The organism is Streptomyces sp. NPDC058678 (assembly GCF_042714835.1).
Classification (GTDB): Bacteria; Actinomycetota; Actinomycetes; order Streptomycetales; family Streptomycetaceae; genus Streptomyces.
Genome location: NZ_JBHXSG010000002.1, coordinates 321,894 through 339,592, shown reverse-complemented (window position 1 = coordinate 339,592; position 17,699 = coordinate 321,894). Strand labels below are relative to the sequence as shown.

Sequence of the window (17,699 nt, the reverse complement as noted above, 5' to 3'; positions counted from 1 at the left end):
CTGATGAATGGTACGGCGCCGCCCGGCAGAGGCGTCCGGACGGGCACCGTGCGGGACCTTCGGCCCCGTTGCGGGCGGCTTACCCGGATGAACGGCGGGCCTCGCGCGGTTGCTCCCGCCGTTACGGGGGTGTCGACGAGCCGTGACGGATGTGACGGGCCCGGGTCAGATCCGCGGTGATGTCCCGACCGGGCCGACGGGACTGACGGGACTGACGGGACCGACGGGACCGACGGGACTGACGGGACCGACGGGGCCGACCGGGGTCGACGGGGCCGACCGGGGTCGACGGGGCCGACCGGGTCGACCCGGAACCGACTGGACCGACGTATCGCGCACTCATGACGACAGTCACGGATGAGTGATAACTTCGAAGGACAGAGCTCCGTGAGGCAGTGCCCGCCACCGAACGAGGAGGCCGCACCTCGTGAGTCCCTTCACCGGCTCCGCCGCCCGCACCCCCCACTGGCGTCACCTGCGCGTCGACCTCGCCGACGGCGTCGCCACCGTCACCCTCGCCCGCCCCGACAAGCTCAACGCGCTCACCTTCGGCGCCTACGCCGACCTGCGCGACCTGCTCGCCGAACTGTCCAGGGAACGGTCCGTGCGCGCCCTGGTCCTGGCGGGGAAGGGGCGCGGCTTCTGCTCCGGCGGTGACGTCGACGAGATCATCGGCGCCACCCTGGACATGGACACCGCCGAGCTCCTCGACTTCAACCGGATGACCGGGCAGGTGGTGCGGGCCGTACGGGAGTGCCCCTTCCCGGTGATCGCGGCGGTGCACGGGGTGGCGGCGGGCGCGGGCGCCGTGCTGGCCCTGGCGGCGGACTTCCGGGTGGCGGATCCGAGCGCCCGCTTCGCCTTCCTCTTCACCCGCGTCGGCCTCTCCGGCGGTGACATGGGCGCCGCCTACCTGCTGCCCCGGGTCGTCGGCCTCGGCCACGCCACCCGGCTGCTCATGCTTGGCGAGCCGGTCCACGCCCCCGAGGCCGAGCGGATCGGCCTGATCAGCGAACTGACCGACGAGGGCCGCGCCGACGAGGCCGCCCAGTCCCTGGCCCACCGCCTGGCCGAGGGCCCGGCACTGGCGTACGCCCAGACGAAGGCGCTGCTGACCGCCGAACTGGACATGCCGCTGGCGGCAGCGGTGGAAATGGACGCCGCCACCCAGGCCCTCCTCATGAACGGCGAGGACTACGCCGAGTTCCATGAGGCCTTCAAGGCAAAGCGACCTCCCAAATGGAGCGGGCGGTGAGCGCGCCCACCCCAGGGGCGCGGGGCTGTGTCGATGTGCGGCTCCGCCGCGGGGCGCGACCGGCCCCCACCGGCCCGCAATCGGGCGACGCGACCAGCCATGCCCGACGTATCGCGATCATCGGCGGCGGCCCCGGCGGCCTCTACGCCGCCGCGCTGCTGAAACGTCTCCGCCCCGACCGTGAAGTCACCGTCTGGGAACGCAACGCCCCCGACGACACCTTCGGCTTCGGAGTGGTCCTCTCCGACGAGACCCTCGGCGGCATAGAACACGCCGACCCGGCCGTCCACGAGGCCCTCCAGCAGCACTTCGTCCGCTGGGACACCATCGACATCGTCCACCGGGGCACCCGCCAGACCTCCACAGGACACGGATTCGCCGCCCTGGGGAGGAAACGCCTCCTGGAGATCCTGCACGACCGCTGCCGCGCCCTCGGCGTAGAACTCCGCTTCCACACCGAGGCGCCCGACCCGGCCCGGCTCGCCGAGGCGTACGACCTCGTCATCGCCGCCGACGGTGTGCACAGCACCACCCGAGAGGCATACGCCCATGTGTTCCGGCCCCATGTGGCCACCCACCACTGCCGATACATCTGGCTCGCCGCCGACTTCGCCCTCGACGCCTTCCGCTTCGAGATCGCCGAGACCGAACACGGCGTGATGCAGCTGCACGGCTACCCGTACGCGGCCGACGCCTCCACCGTGATCGTCGAGATGCGGGAGGAGGTCTGGCTGGCGGCGGGGTTCGGAGAGCTGGACGAGCAGGAGTCCGTCGAGCATTGCGCCAAGATCTTCGCGGACGCGCTGGGAGGGCGGCCGCTCAGGTCCAACAAGTCCGCCTGGACCACCTTCCGTACGGTGGTCAACGAGCGTTGGTCGCACGGCAACGTGGTCCTGCTGGGCGACGCCGCCCACACCGCCCACTTCTCCATCGGCTCCGGCACCAAGCTCGCCGTCGAGGACGCCCTCGCCCTGGCCGCCTGCCTGGAGGAACAGGACTGTCTGGAGAGGGCGTTGGCGGCGTACGAGGCCGAGCGGCGGCCCGTCGTCGCCTCCACCCAGCGTGCCGCCCGCGCCAGCCTGGAGTGGTTCGAGAACCTGAGGCTGTACCTCGACCAGCCGCCCCGCCGGTTCGCCTTCAACCTGCTCACCCGCAGCCGCCGCGTCACCCACGACAACCTGCGGCTGCGTGACGCCCACTTCACCGAGGCCGTGGAGCGCGAGTTCGGCTGCCCGCCCGGCACACCTCCGATGTTCACGCCGTTCCGGCTGCGCGGCCTGACCCTGCGCAACCGGGTCGTCGTCTCACCCATGGACATGTACTCGGCAACCGACGGCCTCCCCGACGACTTCCACCTCGTCCACCTGGGGGCACGGGCCCTCGGCGGCGCCGGCCTGGTGATGACCGAGATGGTGTGCGTGTCACCCGAGGGCCGGATCACCCCCGGCTGCACCGGCCTCTACACCGGCAGGCAGGCCGAGGCATGGAAGCGGGTCACCGCCTTCGTGCACACGCGGGCGCCGGGCACCGCGATCGGCGTGCAACTCGGCCACAGCGGGCGCAAGGGCTCGACGAAACTGATGTGGGAGGGCATGGACGAGCCCCTGGAGGACGGCAACTGGCCGCTGGTGGCCCCGTCCCCGATCCCGTACAAGCCCTGCAGCCAGGCCCCGCGCGAGTTGTCCCGCGCCCAACTCACCGACATACGCGAGCAGTTCGCGGCCGCCGCCGCTCGCGCGGCCCGTGCCGGTTTCGACCTTCTCGAACTGCACTGCGCCCACGGCTACCTGCTCTCCGGCTTCCTCTCCCCGCTGACCAACCGCCGCACCGACGCCTACGGCGGCTCGTTCGCGCGGCGGCTGCGCTTCCCGTTGGAGGTCTTCGACGCCGTACGCGGGGTGTGGCCGGAGGAGAAGCCCCTGACCGTCCGCATCTCCGCCACCGACTGGGCCGAGGGCGGAAACACGGCCGAGGACGCCGTCGAGATCGCCCGCGCCTTCGCCGCGCACGGCGCCGACGCGATCGACGTGTCGACCGGGCAGGTCGTCGCCGACGAACGGCCGGAGTTCGGGCGGTCGTACCAGACGCCGTTCGCGGACCGGATCCGTCACGAGGTGGGGGTCCCGGTGATCACGGTCGGCGCGATCTCCTCCTGGGACGACGTCAACTCCCTGATTCTCGCCGGGCGTACGGACCTGTGCGCACTCGCCCGCCCTCATCTCTACGACCCGCACTGGACCCTGCACGCCGCGGCCGAGCAGGGCTACGACGGGCCGGGCGTCGTCTGGCCGGCGCCGTACCGGGCAGGCAGCCGACGCCCGCGGACGGGACGCACGGACGCCCCCAAGCCCCGTCTGACGCTGGGGACTTGATCGCCTTCCGGGCTTCCGGAGTGCTTGGTCACCCCAGCGAAGCGGGTCATACGCCCGCGAAGGCGGCCCCCGCGTCCCGCAGCCGCTCGTGCAGCGCCCGGAACACCGCGGCCGAGCGCACGCCCGGCCAGTCCGACGGGAGCAGACCGGCGGGCAGCCCGGGATCGGTGTAGGGGAGGTGGCGCCAGGTGTCCAGGGCGAGGAGGTAGTCGCGGTAGGCATCCTCGGCCGGGGTGTCCGCGCGCCGCTCCCAGTCGTGCAGCACGCGCGCGTGACGGTCGAGGAACGCCTCGTGCTCCTTGGCGATCGCCGCCAGGTCCCACCAGCGGGCGACCGCCTCCACCGTCGGCGCGAAGCCGAGGTGCTCGCCGCGGAAGAAGTCGACGTACGGGTCGAGCCGCAGCCGCTGAAGCGTGTGCCGGCTCTCCTCGTACAGGCCCGCCGGAGCGATCCACACGCCGGGCGCGGCGGTTCCGAAGCCGAGCCCGGCGAGCCGGGAGCGCAGCACGTGCCGCTTCTGCCGCTCGGACTCCGGCACGGAGAACACCGCGAGCACCCAGCCCTCGTCGTCCGGCGGTGTCGTGGCATAGATGCGCCGGTCACCGTCCTCGAGCAGCTGACGGGCGTCCGGCGACAGTTCGTACCCCGCCGCGCCCTGTGCCGTACGGGCCGGCAGGAGCAGCCCGCGGCGTTTGAGCCGGGACACGGACGAGCGTACGGAGGGGGCGTCGACGCCGACCGCGGCCAGCAGTCGGATCAGCTCGGCGACGGGCAGTGGGCCGGGCAGGAAGCGGCCGTACGCGCCGTAGAGCGTGACGATGAGAGACCGTGGTGCATGCTGGTCGGACACGTTGATCATCTTAGTTCGTCGGCATCACTGCTGGTCACCTTCGGTGTCACCTGCGTTGTCGGCGGCGGCGCGCAGTCTGAAGCGTTGCAGCTTGCCGGTCGCGGTGCGCGGCAGGGTGTCCAGCAGGACGATCTCGCGCGGGCATTTGTAGGGTGCCAGTTCGGACAGGACGAAGGCGCGCAGTGCCTCGGTGTCCCGTTCGGCGCCCTCCTTCAGGACGGCGAAGGCCACCACGACCTGCCCGCGCGCCTCGTCGGGCCGCCCCACCACCGCCGCCTCCAGGACGTCCGGGTGGCGCAGCAGCGCGTCCTCGACCTCCGGCCCGGCGATGTTGTACCCGGCCGAGATGATCATGTCGTCGGCGCGGGCGACGTACCGGAAGTAGCCGTCGGGCTCGCGGACGTACGTGTCGCCGGTGACGTTCCAGCCGCCGCGCACGTACTCGCGCTGCCGGGGATCGGCGAGGTACCGGCAGCCGACCGGGCCGCGCACGGCCAGCAGACCGGGCTCGCCGTCGGGCACCGGCGCGCCGTCCTCGTCCTGCACGCGCGCGTGCCACCCCGGGACCGGCATCCCCGTCGTCCCCGGCCTGATGCGCTCGTCGGCCGCCGAGATGAAGATGTGCAGCAGTTCGGTGGCGCCGATGCCGTTGATGACGCGCAGCCCGGTCCGTTCGTGCCAGGCCCGCCAGGTGGCGGCCGGCAGGTTCTCGCCGGCGGAGACACAGCGGCGCAGGGAGGACACGTCGTACGTGTCGAGCTCGTCGAGCATCGCGCGGTAGGCGGTCGGCGCGGTGAACAGGACCGACACCCGGTGCTCGGCGATCGCGGGCAACAGCTGCCTGGGACCGGCCTGTTCGAGCAGCAGGGCACTGGCACCGGCCCGCATCGGAAAGACCACCAGCCCGCCGAGACCGAAGGTGAAGCCCAGTGGGGGACTGCCGGTGAAGACGTCCTCGGGGTGTGGCCCGAGCACATGGCGGGCGAAGGTGTCGGCGATCGCCAGCACGTCCCGGTGGAAGTGCATGCAGCCCTTCGGGCGGCCGGTGGTCCCGGAGGTGAACGCGATCAGCGCGACATCGTCGGACGCGGTGTCCACGGCGGTGTACGGCTCTTCGGGCGTCGCCAGGTTCAGCAGGTCGCCGGGGGTGTCGCCGCCGTACGTCGTGATCCTGAGCCCCGGCATCTCGGCCTTGGCGAGGTCGTCGACGGCCCGGATGTCGCACAGGGCGTGCTCTATGCGGGCGATCTCGCACATCGTGGCCAGTTCGTGCGGGCGCTGCTGGGCCAGCACGGTGACGGCGACCGCGCCCGCCTTGAGCACCGCCAGCCAGCAGGCGGCCAGCCAGGGGGTGGTGGGGCCGCGCAGCAGGACCCGGTTGCCGGGGACGACCCCGAGGTCACGGGTGAGGGCGTGCGCGATGCGGTCGACGCGGGTGTGGAGATCGCCGTACGTCCAGGTCCCGCCCGTCGGCGTGTGGAACACCGGTCGGTCCGCGGCCTGCCCGGCGAGCAGCTCGGCGGCGCAGTTCAGCCGATCGGGGTAACGCAGCTCCGGCAGGTCGAAGCGGAGCTCGGGCCACTGCTCGGGGGGCGGCAGATGGTCGCGGGTGAAGGTGTCGACGTGGGCCGAGGGGTTCATGGCGGTTCGCCCCCTTGCCTTGTGGGCGTCGGTGGTGGGCGTCGGGTCGGCATCCCCGGGTGGGTTCGCGCATCGAGCGTATCGTGTTGGTGACGGCAGTCAACGGTGCGCGATACCGTCGGGGGAGTGGCCGCAGGGCCGCGGGGGAGAGAGGACCGGCAATGCCCGCATTCTCACTCGAACCACCACAGATCGCCTGGGCTGCGGAACTGCGTGCCCTGGCCGCGGACCGGCTGCACCCCCTCGCGGAGAAGGGCGAACCGGGCCACGTCAACCGCCCGCTCGTCACGGAACTCGGCCGCCTCGGCCTGCTGTCCCGCCTCTTCACCTCCGGCGCCCTCGACCTCTGCCTGATGCGGGAGTCCCTCGCCTACGCCTGCACCGAGGCCGAGACCGCCCTCGCCCTCCAGGGCCTGGGAGCCCACCCGGTCCACGCCCACGGCACCCCCGCCCAGCGAAAACGCTGGCTGCCCCGGGTGGCCGAGGGCACGGCGGTGGCGGCCTTCGCCCTGAGCGAGCCGGGGGCGGGATCGGACGCGGCGGCGCTGACCCTGCGGGCGGAACGAGAGTCCGCGCGGCGGGCGGGCGCGCCGGGAGCCGAGTCGGGCGCCCCCCTCGCCGCGGAGTCCGACGGCCCCGCCCGCTGGCGGCTCACCGGGGAGAAGTGCTGGATCTCCAACGCACCCGAGGCCGACTTCTACACCGTCTTCGCGCGCACCACCCCCGGCGCCGGCGCCCGCGGGGTCACCGCCTTTCTCGTCCCCGCCGACCGCCCCGGTCTGACCGGCGCGGCCCTCGACATGCTCTCGCCGCACCCCATCGGCAGCCTCGATTTCGACGCCGTCCCGGTCACCGCCGACGACGTGCTCGGCGAGACCGACCGCGGCTTCCGGGTCGCCATGGACACCCTCAACCTCTTCCGCCCCAGCGTCGGCGCCTTCGCGGTCGGCATGGCCCGTGCGGCGCTCGACGCGACCCTCGCCCACACCGCCCGACGGGATGCGTTCGGCGGCAAGTTGCGGGACCTGCAGACCGTCGCCCACCAGGTCGCCGAGATGGCCCTGCGCACCGAGGCGGCCCGCCTCATGGTGTACGCGGCGGCGACGGCGTACGACGAAGGCGCCCCGGACGTCCCGGGGCGCGCGGCGATGGCGAAGCTGCTCGCCACCGAGACCGCGCAGTACGTCGTCGACGCGGCCGTCCAACTCCATGGCGCCCGCGCCCTGCGCCGCGGCCACCTCCTCGAACACCTCTACCGCGAGGTACGCGCCCCGCGCATCTACGAGGGCGCGAGCGAGGTCCAACGCGGCATCATCGCGAAGGAGTTGTACGCGAATCTGGAGGCCGCGGAGGCCATGGATGCCGTGGATCCCGTGAGTGCCCAGGAGGCCGACGCGTGACAGCCGAGCGTGTGAACCCGCCCGAACTCTCCCCGCCCACCGGCTTCTCCCATGCCGTCGTCGCCACCGGCACCCGGCTCGTGTTCCTCGCCGGCCAGACCGCCCTCGACACCGAGGGCAAGGTCGTCGGCGACACCCTCCCCGAGCAGTTCGAGCGAGCCCTCAACAACCTCCTGGCGGCCCTGACCGCCACCGGCGGCACCCCCGCCGACCTCGCCCGCGTCACCGTCTACGCCACGGACATCGCCGCGTACCGCACCCACGCTCCCGAACTCGGCCGGATCTGGCGGGAGTCGGCGGGCCGCGACTACCCGGCCATGGCGGTCGTGCAGGTCGTACGCCTGTGGGACGACCAGGCGCTGGTGGAACTCGACGGCTTCGCGGTGCTGCCCTAGAACCAGCGGCTTTCCCCGCATCGCGGGAACGTGATCAGGCGGCGATCGTCAGCCGCTCCGCGACCGCCCGGTGCGGGGCGACGACCCGGCCGTCCGGCAGCAGCTCGCCGGTGTCGTCGAACACGATCGCGCCGGTGCACAGCAGGTTCCACCCCTGCTCGGGGTGGGCGGCGACGACGTGCGGGGCGTGGTTGTCGGTTGCGGGGCACGAGGGCTGGTGGGAACACATGGCGCACCTCCACGGCGGTAGGACCATCGGATCGGACCGGGTCCTTGTGACAGACCATCCTCCGGCGGCGAACTCATCGGAACAGCCTGCTGTGAAGCGTGACAACACGCGGACAACACCCGGACCGTTCCACGACCGTCGGTGCGGACTCGCCACCGAAAGGGTGACGGTCACCGCCGAGGACGCTCGCGCCCGGTACCAGTGGAGGCCCCCACTTCAGGAGGTTCTCCCCATGTCCTTGCGTCCCGTCCTCACCGCGACGGCCACCGCCACCGCTGCCGCGCTGCTCCTGCTGGCCGCCCCCGCCGCCGCCTCCGCCGCGCCGACAACCGCCGACCCGGACGAGACGGTGACGGTCGACCCGAGGGGCCGTATCGCGTCCGACGGGACGGTCACCCTCTCCGGCACCTACCGCTGCACGGGCGCCACGGGCCCGGTGTTCGTCAGTTCGGCCGTCGGCCGGCACCCCTCCTCGGCCGGCGAGGGCATCGGCGGCACCCGCGCGGTGTGCGACGGGCTGGAGCACACCTGGGCGAACACCGGCAAGCCCTCGACGCGTTCGCTCCAGGCAGGCCCTGCGTACGTCGAGGCCACCCTGATGGAGCTGCGTCCGGAGGGGGGCCTGCTACTGCCCCACGTCCACGCGACCCGGCAGCAGGACGTCACCCTGATCGAAAGCTGAGCGCGGCGTCAGTCCATCAGTCCCGCGGCGACCGTGGCGCCCAGTTCCCAGCAGGCCTCGGTGTCCGCTTTGCGGGGCTCGCCCGTCACGGTCACGGCCTCGGCGGCCCGCCGCCAGCCGAGGCCCGTCGTGATGGCCTCGATGCCGCGGACCGCTCCGGTCACGTCGTTGCCACCGTGCACGTAGTAACCGAAGGGGCGGCCCTGCGTCGCGTCGAGGCAGGGGTAGTAGACCTGGTCGAAGAAGTGCTTGAGCGCACCGGACATGTAGCCGAGGTTCGCCGGCGTACCGAGCACGAACCCGTCGGCGGCGAGGACGTCGGACGCCGTGGCGGCCAGCGCCGCCCGCCGCACGACGTGGACGCCCTCGATCTCCGGGTCCGTCGCACCGGCGACGACGGCCTCGAACATCGCCTGGCAGTTCGGCGAGGGCGTGTGATGCACGATCAGCAAAGTAGCCACCCCCGCACCCTGCCGTGCGGGCGCCGAGAGCCGCAAACGGGGGCGGTTCGGCCGGTCGCCGACGGAGCCCGCCGACAGCAGCGGTCCGCCGAGGACGATCGTGCGGGCGTCGGCGATCCACCGGGCCATCGAAACAGGGAGACGTGGGTGGCCCACCGCACCGAATTCCTGGGATCGGTGCCCTCTCAGGCCTGCGCGCGACTCTCGCGCGTCCGGAACTCGCTCGGGCTGACACCGTGTTCCCGCTTGAACGCGGCGCTCAGGGCGAAGGCGTTGGCGAAGCCGACGCGGTCCGCCACCGTGGCGAGTGTGGCGTCGGCATCGCGCAGCAGGTCGGCGGCGAGGGCGAGGCGCCGTTCCCGCAGGTAGGTCATCGGAGGCTGTCCGACCAGCGTGGTGAAGCGCCGGGCCAGGTTCGCTCGGGACACGCCGGTCCTCGCGGCCAGGCCCGGCAGGGTCCACGGGTGTGCGGGATCGGCCTGCATCAGGCGCAGAACGTGGCCGACCACGGGGTCGCTGTGCGCCCGGTACCAGGCGGGGATCTGGGCCCCGGGGCGGGTGAACCAGGCGCGCAGGGCGGTGATGAGCATCAGGTCCAGCGCCCGGTCGAGCAGGACCTGCTGCCCGGGCTCCTCGCGGGTGATCTCCTCGAAGGCCGACAGGCTGAAGGGGCAGGTGCCCACGCTCGCGTCGATGACGGCCAGGGGCGGCAGCGCGGCGAGCAGCCGGCCCGGAATGCCGTTGTCCCCGGTGTACAGACCGCTCAACAGGAGCGTGCTGTCCGGCCCGGCCGGGCCCGGGCCGTCCCTGCCCGGAGCCCGCGCGGCGGCCAGCTCCTCGCCGTCCACGGTGGTGCACCGGCCCCCGGGTCGGATCGCCACGTCCGGTTCGGTGGCCGGGTCGTCCGCGATCACGTACGGTGCTCCGCCGCACAGCACCGCGACGTCCCCGGGACCGAGCCGGACCGGATCGCCGCCCTGAGGGGTGATCCAGACGGAGCCGTGCAGCAGGACCGCGAGGGCCAGCGGTGAGCCGTCCTCTAAGCGTGCTGCCCAGGGGCCGGTCAGGGAGGACTGGTGGAAGAGCGCGCCACTGGTCCGTACCGCGTTCAGGAGGTCCGTCAGCGGATCCGTGCTGGTCAGGCCCGAAGGATCCATGCCGGTCAGGGTAGACGAACGCGTATGGACATGAGTCCGCACGGCATGGCCTGGGCTCACGGCGACTGGTTCAGTTGAGCCATGAACGACGAGATGATCTTGGTGACAGGGGCGACGGGCAAGACCGGCCGTCGGGTGGTGCGGCTGCTGGAGGAGCGGGGCGTGGCGGTCCGCGCGGCATCCCGTTCCGGTACGCCTTCCTTCGACTGGACGGACCGCTCCACATGGGAGCCGGCACTGCGGGGCGTGACAGGTGTGTACCTGGTGCTCCCCGACCTCGGCCGCCCGCAGGCCGCCGAAGCCGTTGCCGCCTTCTCCCGGCAGGCCGCGGCGGCCGGAGCCCGGCGCGCGGTACTGCTGTCCACGCCCTCCGACGCCTGGGGCCCTGCTCAGGAGCACGTCCTCGCCGCTGAGCGGGGACTGGAGCACGCGGGCCTGGAGTGGACCGTGCTGCGGGTGCGCTGGTTCTTCCAGAACTTCAGCGAGGACTTCCTGCGCGACCCAGTCCTCAGCGGCGAGGTGCGGCTGCCGGCCGGGGACGGAAAGGAGGCGTTCGTCGACGCCGACGACATCGCCGCGGTGGCGGTCGCCGCTCTCACCGAGGCCGGGCATGCCGGCCGGCACTACGAGATCAGCGGGCCCCGGCTGATGACCTTCGGGGACGCGGTGGAGCAGATCGCCCGGGCCACCGGCCGGAACCTCCGTTACGTGGCGCTCACCCCCGAGGAGTACGCGGACGAGCAGCGCGCGCAGGGCGTGCCCGAGGAATGGGTGCACCTGTCGGTCGGCCTGTACGAGCACGTCCGTGCCGGCGTCCTCGAGTCGATCGGTGACGGCGTGGAGCGGGCCCTCGGCCGTCCGCCCCGGGACTTCACCGAGTACGCCGACACCGCCGCCCGGCAGGGCGTCTGGAACACCTGACTCCCGTCGGCCACCGCCACGGCACCTCGCCGACGTGGGCCGTGCCGCGACCGCGGTCGAGTGCGACAGGGCTTGGAGCGAGCTTTCGCTCCAAGCCCTGTCGGCTGTTCACCTCAGAACCTACGAGGACATACCCGAGGACACACCCCTATGGGCAGGACCACCAGAACCAGAGCCGCGACAGCCAGGGCGGCCGCCGCGGCGCGCGAAGACCGCACCCAGGAACTGCTCCGCTCCCGCGAGCGCCGACACCGCGCCTTCCTGCTGACCATCGGCGTGATCGTCGTCGCCTGACTCGTCGGCCAGTGTGCCTTCGACCTTCACCAGGAGCGGGAACGCGAGGCCGCCGCGGCCAGGAAACACGTTCGCGGCGAAAGGGTCTGGGACGCCGACACGCTCAAGTACGGCCATGTCGAGGAAGACGTCGACTACCCCATGACCCCGCCCGTCGGCGGCGACCACGACAAGGCGTGGATGACCTGCGACGGCACTGTCCACACGATGCCGATCCGCGAGGAGAACGCCGTGCACTCGCTGGAGCACGGCGCCGTGTGGATCACGTACAACGGCACGGCGACCGCCACGGACCGCAGGGAACTCGCCGGAAAAGTGACCCGCACGCCCTACACCCTGATGAGCCCCGTCCCTCACCAGTCCGGGACGGTCACGCTGTCCGCCTGGGGTCACCAGCTCACGGTCGGCACGGCCTTCGACCCGCGCGTCGAGCAGTTCCTCACCGCCTACGTCCAGGGGCCGCAGACCCCCGAACCGGGAGCCCCCTGCACCGGCGGGCTCACCACCCCCTGAAGGACGGACGGACGGACGGCCGCCGCCTCCGGTTTCTCCTGCGCTAACACCCCGCTGACACGAATCTGCCAATGGTTCCGGAAGTGAATTCCGCATTTGACAGACCGACCACGTTCATGGGCACAGGGAGTTCCCTTCTCCGGCGCGTTGCCCCTATGTCGAGCAGGAAGTCAAGTCCAAAAACAATTACGCGGAGAATGGCTTCCGGAGGCCGTTACCGGTGTCAGCCGGGTGTTACGGTTCGTCTCTGTATTGCGGTCAGGTGGTCCTGTCGCCTCTTCATCGGGCGTTTTCCGAGTCGAATTTGACATTCCAGGTCCTTTCCCGGTCGGGGTAAAACCCCTTTTCCATTCCCCTCTCTTTCTTTGGAGTGCTTTCTTGTCTGCCGACAGCACAACCACGATCCCCGGGCAGCCGGGTGCCGAGGCGTCCGGGGCCTCCCCGGGCGGGCGGCATCTCGGCCTGGCGCTCTTCGTCATCGCCGCGGCCCAGCTGATGGTGATCCTCGACGCCACGATCACCAACATCGCCCTGCCCGCCATCCAGACCGACCTCGGCGTCTCCGACGCCAACCTGGCCTGGATCGTCAACTCCTACGCGCTGGCCTTCGGCGGACTGATGCTGCTCGGCGGCAAGGCGGGCGACCTCTTCGGGCGGCGAAGCGTCTTCCAGGCGGGCATAGCCGTCTTCACCCTCGCCTCACTGCTGGGCGGACTCGCCCCGAACGAGAGCCTGCTCATCGGCGCCCGCATCCTGCAGGGCGTCGGCGCCGCCCTCGCCGCGCCCAACGCGCTGGCCCTGATCACCACCACCTTCCCGCCCGGCAAGTCCCGCAACACGGCGATGGGCGTCTACGCGGCCATGGGTGGTGTCGGCGCCACGGTCGGCCTCCTCCTCGGAGGCGTACTGACCGACGCGCTCGACTGGCGCTGGGTGTTCTTCATCAACATCCCCATCGGCCTGGCCGTCCTCGCCGGCACCAGGACCCTCGTCGAGGCCGAACGCCACCCCGGCCGTCTGGACGTCCCCGGCGCCGTCACCGGGACCGGCGGACTCATCGCCCTCGTCTACGGCATCACGCGCGGCGGCGAACACGGCTGGACAGGCGGCCTGACCCTGGCGTCCTTCGCCACGGCCGCCGTACTCCTCGTGGTGTTCCTGCTCGTCCAGACGCGCGCCGCCGACCCGATGATGCCCCTGCGCCTGTTCAAGGACCGCAACCGCTCCGGCAGTTACGGCACGATGCTGTTCGTCGGGTCGGGCATGTTCGCCATGTTCTACTTCCTGACGCTCTACATGCAGCTGATCCTCGGCTACAGCGCGGTCAGGACCGGCTTCGCCTTCCTGCCCTTCAGCGTGGGCATGGCGGCCGCAGCGGGCATCAGCTCCAAGCTGATCACGCACCTGGCACCCCGGCTGATCGCCGGACCCGGCCTGCTGGTCGCGGCCGTCGGCATGGTCTGGTTCGCCACCCTGGAAACCGACTCCTCGTACGCCGGGCACCTGATGCCGGCGATGTTCGTCACCGCACTCGGGCTGGGCATGGCCTTCGTCCCCATGACGCTGGGCGCGGTCAGCGGCATCGACCACAAGGACACGGGCATGGCCTCCGCACTGCTGAACACCGCCCAGCAGATCGGCGGCGCGCTCGGTCTCGCGGTTCTGTCGACGATCTCCACCTCGGCCGCGAACGACAAGCTGCCCGAGGCGGCCTCGTCCTTCTACCGGGGCCTGGCCACCAAGGACTTCCCGCTGGTCGCGAGGGCGGGCGAGGCACTGACGCACGGCTACACGATGGCCTTCGTGGCCGCGGCCGCCATGTTCCTGCTCGGCGTGGCGGTCATGTTCCTGGCCGTCAACGCCGGCAAGCAGCGGCACACCGAGGGCGCACCGCCCGTCCACATGGGCTGACCGCGCGGAGGGCGCGACCGGCCACGTCGACGTACGGCGCGAGGTGTCACCGCGACACCTCGCGCCGTACGGGATCGGACATTCCCATGACCACCCCACACCGCACCCAGCCGGGGCACCGGTCTTCCGGGCTCCCGCCGGCACCCGAGCCGATCCTGGCCCTCAACCAGGCCTGCGCCCTGCTGGGCAGGGCCTGGGCCGGTCTGGTCATCGCGGCGCTCGCCAGGGGCCCGGCCGACTTCGGCCAGGTGTGCGAGCGAGTCCCCGGCATCAGCGACGGCACGCTCACCGACCGCCTCCAGGAATTGGCCGACCTGGACCTGATCACCCTGACCGTCGTCCCCGGCCCCCACCGCGCACCCGCTACGCCCTCACCTCCCACGGCAACGCCTGCCTCATCCCGCTGGCCGCCCTGACCGTGTGGGCGCAGGACCACCTGCCGCCGAGCAGCGTGCCGACCTCGGGCGAACCGCCCGCGCCCGACCACTGACCCCGCCCGGCGCCGGAGCCGCCTGCCTGCTGCCCGCCCTCGTCTGTCGACCACAAGGAGGCACGTGAAGAAACTGGTCCGGTCCCGCAGCGTCACCCCCGTGACGCCCACCGACATCGCCCGCTGGGCCGACGCGTTCGGCTTCGCCGGCTTCGGCAGCACGGAACAGCACTTCGCGACCGAAGGCGGCGCGAACATGCCCAACAGCCTGCTGCTGTACGTCAAACTCGCGGCGCAGACCAGGCAGCTCGTGTTCACGCCGCTGTCCCGCGTCCTCCCGGCCCGGATCCCACCCGCCGGCTGCTCGCACAGCCCCAGCGGTGACCCGCTCAGATGTCCCGGAACGTCTCGATCTGCGCCCCGACCGAGTTGAGACGCTCGGCGAGATCCTCGTACCCCCGGTTGATGACGTACACGTTCCGCAGCACGGACGTGCCTTCCGCCGCCATCATCGCCAGCAGGACGACCACGGCTGGCCGCAGGGCGGGCGGGCACATCATCTCGGCGGCGCGCCAGCGGGTCGGGCCCTCGACCAGTACCCGGTGGGGGTCCAGCAACTGCAGCCGCCCGCCGAGACGGTTGAGGTCCGTCAGGTAGATCGCCCGGTTGTCGTAGACCCAGTCGTGGATGAGTGTCTTGCCCTGAGCGGCGGCCGCGATGGCCGCGAAGAAGGGGACGTTGTCGATGTTCAGGCCGGGGAACGGCATCGGGTGGATCTTGTCGATCGGTGCCTCCAGCTTGGAGGGCCGGACGGTGAGGTCCACCAGGCGGGTGCGGCCGTTGTCGGCGGGGTACTCCGGGGTGCGGTCGTGGTCGAGGCCCATCTCCTCCAGGACCGCGAGTTCGATCTCCAGGAACTCGATGGGGACGCGGCGCACCGTCAGTTCCGACTGTGTGACGACCGCGGCGGCCAGCAGGCTCATCGCCTCGACCGGGTCCTCGGAGGGGGAGTAGTCGACGTCCACGTCGATGTTCGGCACACCGTGCACGGTGAGGGTGGTGGTGCCGATGCCCTCGACCCTGACGCCCAGGGCCTCCAGGAAGAAGCACAGGTCCTGGACCATGTAGTTCGAGGACGCGTTGCGGACGACGGTGACGCCGTCGTGCCGGGCCGCGGCGAGCAGCGCGTTCTCGGTGACGGTGTCCCCGCGTTCGGTCAGCACGATCGGCCGGTCGGGTCGTACGGACCGGTCGACCGCCGCGTGGTACTGGCCCTCGGTCGCCGCGATGTCCAGCCCGAACCGGCGCAGCGCGATCATGTGCGGCTCGATGGTCCGCGTGCCGAGGTCGCAACCGCCGGCGTACGGCAACATGAAGCGGTCCATGCGGTGCAGCAGGGGGCCGAGGAACATGATGATGGACCGTGTCCGTACGGCCGCCGCCGCGTCGATCGCCGCCATGTTCAGCTGGGCCGGCGGCACCAGCTCCAGGTCGACGCCGTCGTTGATCCAGCGGGTGCGTACGCCGATGGAGTTGAGCACCTCCAGGAGGCGGTACACCTCCTCGATGCGGGCGACCCGGCGCAGCACTGTGCGCCCCTGGTTGAGCAGCGAGGCGCACAGCAGTGCCACACAGGCGTTCTTGCTCGTCTTCACGTCGATGGCGCCGGACAGCCGACGACCGCCGACCACGCGCAGGTGCATCGGGCCCGCGTAGCCCAGAGAGACGATTTCGCTGTCCAGCGCTTCACCGATGCGAGCGATCATCTCAAGGCTGATGTTCTGGTTGCCGCGCTCGATGCGATTGACGGCGCTCTGACTGGTGCCGAGCGCCTCGGCGAGCTGCGACTGGGTCCAGCCCCGGTGCTGCCGGGCGTCACGGATGAGCTTGCCGATGCGTACGAGGTAGTCGTCTGCCATGGGGTTGAGGCTATCTCAGATATGAGATGGCGCCTCTTGGGGAGGGCCGTTCGGGTGACCGGCGGCGATGGCGGCGACGGACCTGAGGAATCGTCAACGCCGCTTCGCGGTGCGGGTGCGGCGCCATCCGAAAGGTCCGGGCAAATCAACCGAAGTCGTACGTCGTCCTGTGCTGCTGGTCGTGTGCCTCGGCCCGTGGCTGCCGCCGCCGGTGGTGATGGACCACGAGCGCCGGTTGATGTTCAGGCGCACGCCGGGCAGGATCCGGAAGCTCTTGCGGAATGTGAGGGGCATGTGGGCCTCTCTTGAGGATCGGTCAGTTGCTCCCAACTCCTGTCGGATACCCCCACTTGGCGAACTGATGGCAGCACTCCACCGTCTCCTCGAAGGTGACCGACGTCACCGCTTCGGTGCCGTACGGCGGTACGACGGGCGCGATGTCGTACCGGTGTCGTGAGGCCCGCCCCTCCTCGTCCCGCAGTTCGACGACCCCCGGCTCCGGGCAGCTCCACGTCAGGAGCGTGACGTGCTCCCCGCCCAGGTTGGCCAGGCTGCTCCACCCCTGCCCGTTCGCGCGGAGCTCCAGCGCGGACGACTCCATCACGCCCTGGTCGAAGGGGGAGCTGTCCCAGTAGCCGATCAGCGACTCGTCCAGGCCCGCCCGCGCATCCGTGGCGTCCCGCTCGGCGATCCACAGCAGGAAGGCGGTGTCGGCCCCGCCGACGTCGACGACACGCGTGCCGTGCAGGAGAACTCCCAGGCCGTGCTCCTCGTCCCAGGGGCAGGAGAGCTCGATGCCCACGTACGGGATGCCGTCCCTGGAGACCGGGTGGACATAGAGCGCGCTGAGGCGCACGAGGTCGGCCAGGCCGGACGCGGTGGCCAGGTCCTCCGGCTTCAGGGTGTGCACGGCGTGGGCGCTCAGGGCGGGCCGCGCCCCGGCGAGCAGGGCGGGCAGCCGGTCGGCCGTCCACGCGGCCGCCGCGATCTCGGCGTCGTCCAGCGGGTGGCCCTCGCGGCCCTCGGGGGCGTAGTACAGGGGTACGAGTGTCCCCGTCGCGGCCGCCCAGGTGTCCGGCGGCAGTGGCACCCGTGCCATCCAGGCGAAGTCGTCCCAGGAGAAATCGGCTCGGTTCATGGTCACAGGAGGACATCACAGGGAGGCCGGGCATGACCAACGCGGCCCCATGTACTAGAGTTATCTCGACATCGAGATATCTGCCGAGGCGCGCCGCGGTCGCACGTCGTCATCAGTCCGGCGGTAAGGCA

At 71.5% G+C, this 17,699-nt stretch carries 18 protein-coding genes and 1 pseudogene; 11 read left to right on the top strand and 8 right to left on the bottom strand.

Annotated features, from left to right (window positions below; all coding sequences use genetic code 11):
- Positions 1-427: 427 nt before the first annotated feature.
- Complete coding sequence (locus tag ACFWWR_RS04210; RefSeq protein WP_383857677.1) at positions 428-1,255, top strand: enoyl-CoA hydratase family protein; 828 nt, start codon at positions 428-430, stop codon at positions 1,253-1,255.
- On the top strand, positions 1,240-3,627 hold the full coding sequence (locus ACFWWR_RS04205) for a bifunctional salicylyl-CoA 5-hydroxylase/oxidoreductase (RefSeq protein ID WP_384301854.1): 2,388 nt from the start codon (positions 1,240-1,242) through the stop codon (positions 3,625-3,627). The genes ACFWWR_RS04210 and ACFWWR_RS04205 overlap by 16 nt, the downstream gene beginning before the upstream one ends.
- A 46-nt stretch (positions 3,628-3,673) precedes the next feature.
- On the opposite strand, the gene ACFWWR_RS04200 is transcribed toward ACFWWR_RS04205, so the two are convergent.
- Complete coding sequence (locus ACFWWR_RS04200; protein ID WP_384301852.1) at positions 3,674-4,486, bottom strand: PaaX family transcriptional regulator C-terminal domain-containing protein; 813 nt, start codon at positions 4,484-4,486, stop codon at positions 3,674-3,676.
- Between the two features lie 15 nt (positions 4,487-4,501).
- Complete coding sequence (locus ACFWWR_RS04195) at positions 4,502-6,118, bottom strand: AMP-binding protein (RefSeq protein ID WP_384301850.1); 1,617 nt, start codon at positions 6,116-6,118, stop codon at positions 4,502-4,504.
- Between the two features lie 161 nt (positions 6,119-6,279).
- Between ACFWWR_RS04195 and ACFWWR_RS04190 the strand changes: the two genes are divergently transcribed.
- Together ACFWWR_RS04190 and ACFWWR_RS04185 are read left to right on the top strand one after the other, a co-directional pair.
- Positions 6,280-7,518: an acyl-CoA dehydrogenase family protein gene (locus ACFWWR_RS04190; protein WP_384301848.1), complete on the top strand. Its 1,239-nt coding sequence runs from the start codon at positions 6,280-6,282 to the stop codon at positions 7,516-7,518.
- Positions 7,515-7,913, top strand: coding sequence for a RidA family protein (locus ACFWWR_RS04185; RefSeq protein WP_384301846.1), 399 nt, complete (start codon positions 7,515-7,517; stop codon positions 7,911-7,913). Before ACFWWR_RS04190 ends, ACFWWR_RS04185 begins: the two co-directional genes overlap by 4 nt.
- Positions 7,914-7,947: 34 nt before the next feature.
- Here ACFWWR_RS04185 and ACFWWR_RS04180 read toward each other — a convergent pair whose 3' ends face one another.
- A complete protein-coding gene (locus tag ACFWWR_RS04180; RefSeq protein WP_383857659.1) occupies positions 7,948-8,142 on the bottom strand; it encodes a DUF5999 family protein in 195 nt (64 codons plus the stop codon).
- A 232-nt stretch (positions 8,143-8,374) separates the two neighbouring features.
- Here ACFWWR_RS04180 and ACFWWR_RS04175 point away from each other — a divergent pair, with 232 nt between their 5' ends.
- Entirely contained in the window at positions 8,375-8,824 is a 450-nt protein-coding gene (locus ACFWWR_RS04175; protein WP_383857657.1) for a DUF6299 family protein, read from the top strand.
- An 8-nt stretch (positions 8,825-8,832) separates the two neighbouring features.
- Here the strand turns inward: ACFWWR_RS04175 and ACFWWR_RS04170 are convergent, their stop codons facing one another.
- Positions 8,833-9,285 carry a flavodoxin family protein gene (locus ACFWWR_RS04170; protein ID WP_383857793.1) on the bottom strand — a complete coding sequence of 151 codons (453 nt, stop codon included), beginning with the start codon at positions 9,283-9,285 and terminating at the stop codon, positions 8,833-8,835.
- Between the two features lie 185 nt (positions 9,286-9,470).
- Positions 9,471-10,442 (bottom strand): cupin domain-containing protein, encoded by a 972-nt coding sequence (locus ACFWWR_RS04165; RefSeq protein WP_384301844.1) that lies wholly within the window; start codon positions 10,440-10,442, stop codon positions 9,471-9,473.
- Between the two features lie 81 nt (positions 10,443-10,523).
- Between ACFWWR_RS04165 and ACFWWR_RS04160 the strand changes: the two genes are divergently transcribed.
- The 6 genes and pseudogenes from ACFWWR_RS04160 to ACFWWR_RS04135 all read left to right on the top strand — a co-directional run bounded on the left by ACFWWR_RS04160 (position 10,524) and on the right by ACFWWR_RS04135 (position 14,944).
- Positions 10,524-11,363, top strand: a complete 840-nt coding sequence (locus ACFWWR_RS04160) for an NAD(P)H-binding protein (RefSeq protein ID WP_383857650.1) — start codon at positions 10,524-10,526, stop codon at positions 11,361-11,363.
- A 150-nt stretch (positions 11,364-11,513) separates the two neighbouring features.
- On the top strand, positions 11,514-11,657 hold the full coding sequence (locus tag ACFWWR_RS04155) for a hypothetical protein (RefSeq protein WP_383857647.1): 144 nt from the start codon (positions 11,514-11,516) through the stop codon (positions 11,655-11,657).
- A gap of 126 nt (positions 11,658-11,783) precedes the next feature.
- Positions 11,784-12,170, top strand: a pseudogene (locus ACFWWR_RS04150) (DUF3105 domain-containing protein); the annotation flags it as partial.
- Positions 12,171-12,548: 378 nt separating this feature from the next.
- Positions 12,549-14,081, top strand: a complete 1,533-nt coding sequence (locus tag ACFWWR_RS04145; RefSeq protein ID WP_384301842.1) for an MFS transporter — start codon at positions 12,549-12,551, stop codon at positions 14,079-14,081.
- 86 nt (positions 14,082-14,167) lie between these two features.
- Positions 14,168-14,497 carry a winged helix-turn-helix transcriptional regulator gene (locus ACFWWR_RS04140; protein WP_384301840.1) on the top strand — a complete coding sequence of 110 codons (330 nt, stop codon included), beginning with the start codon at positions 14,168-14,170 and terminating at the stop codon, positions 14,495-14,497.
- A gap of 138 nt (positions 14,498-14,635) precedes the next feature.
- Positions 14,636-14,944: a hypothetical protein gene (locus ACFWWR_RS04135; protein WP_384301838.1), complete on the top strand. Its 309-nt coding sequence runs from the start codon at positions 14,636-14,638 to the stop codon at positions 14,942-14,944.
- On the opposite strand, the gene ACFWWR_RS04130 is transcribed toward ACFWWR_RS04135, so the two are convergent.
- From ACFWWR_RS04130 to ACFWWR_RS04120, 3 genes are all read right to left on the bottom strand, one after another.
- The gene (locus ACFWWR_RS04130) at positions 14,901-16,430 is read right to left on the bottom strand and encodes a helix-turn-helix domain-containing protein (protein WP_383857636.1); all 1,530 of its coding nucleotides are present in this window, start codon (positions 16,428-16,430) and stop codon (positions 14,901-14,903) included. The two genes, ACFWWR_RS04135 and ACFWWR_RS04130, sit on opposite strands and share 44 nt — an antisense overlap.
- A 93-nt stretch (positions 16,431-16,523) precedes the next feature.
- Positions 16,524-16,724, bottom strand: a complete 201-nt coding sequence (locus ACFWWR_RS04125; RefSeq protein ID WP_383857632.1) for a DUF4236 domain-containing protein — start codon at positions 16,722-16,724, stop codon at positions 16,524-16,526.
- Positions 16,725-16,746: 22 nt separating this feature from the next.
- A complete protein-coding gene (locus ACFWWR_RS04120) occupies positions 16,747-17,568 on the bottom strand; it encodes a DUF6985 domain-containing protein (RefSeq protein ID WP_383857629.1) in 822 nt (273 codons plus the stop codon).
- Between the last annotated feature and the right edge of the window lie 131 nt (positions 17,569-17,699).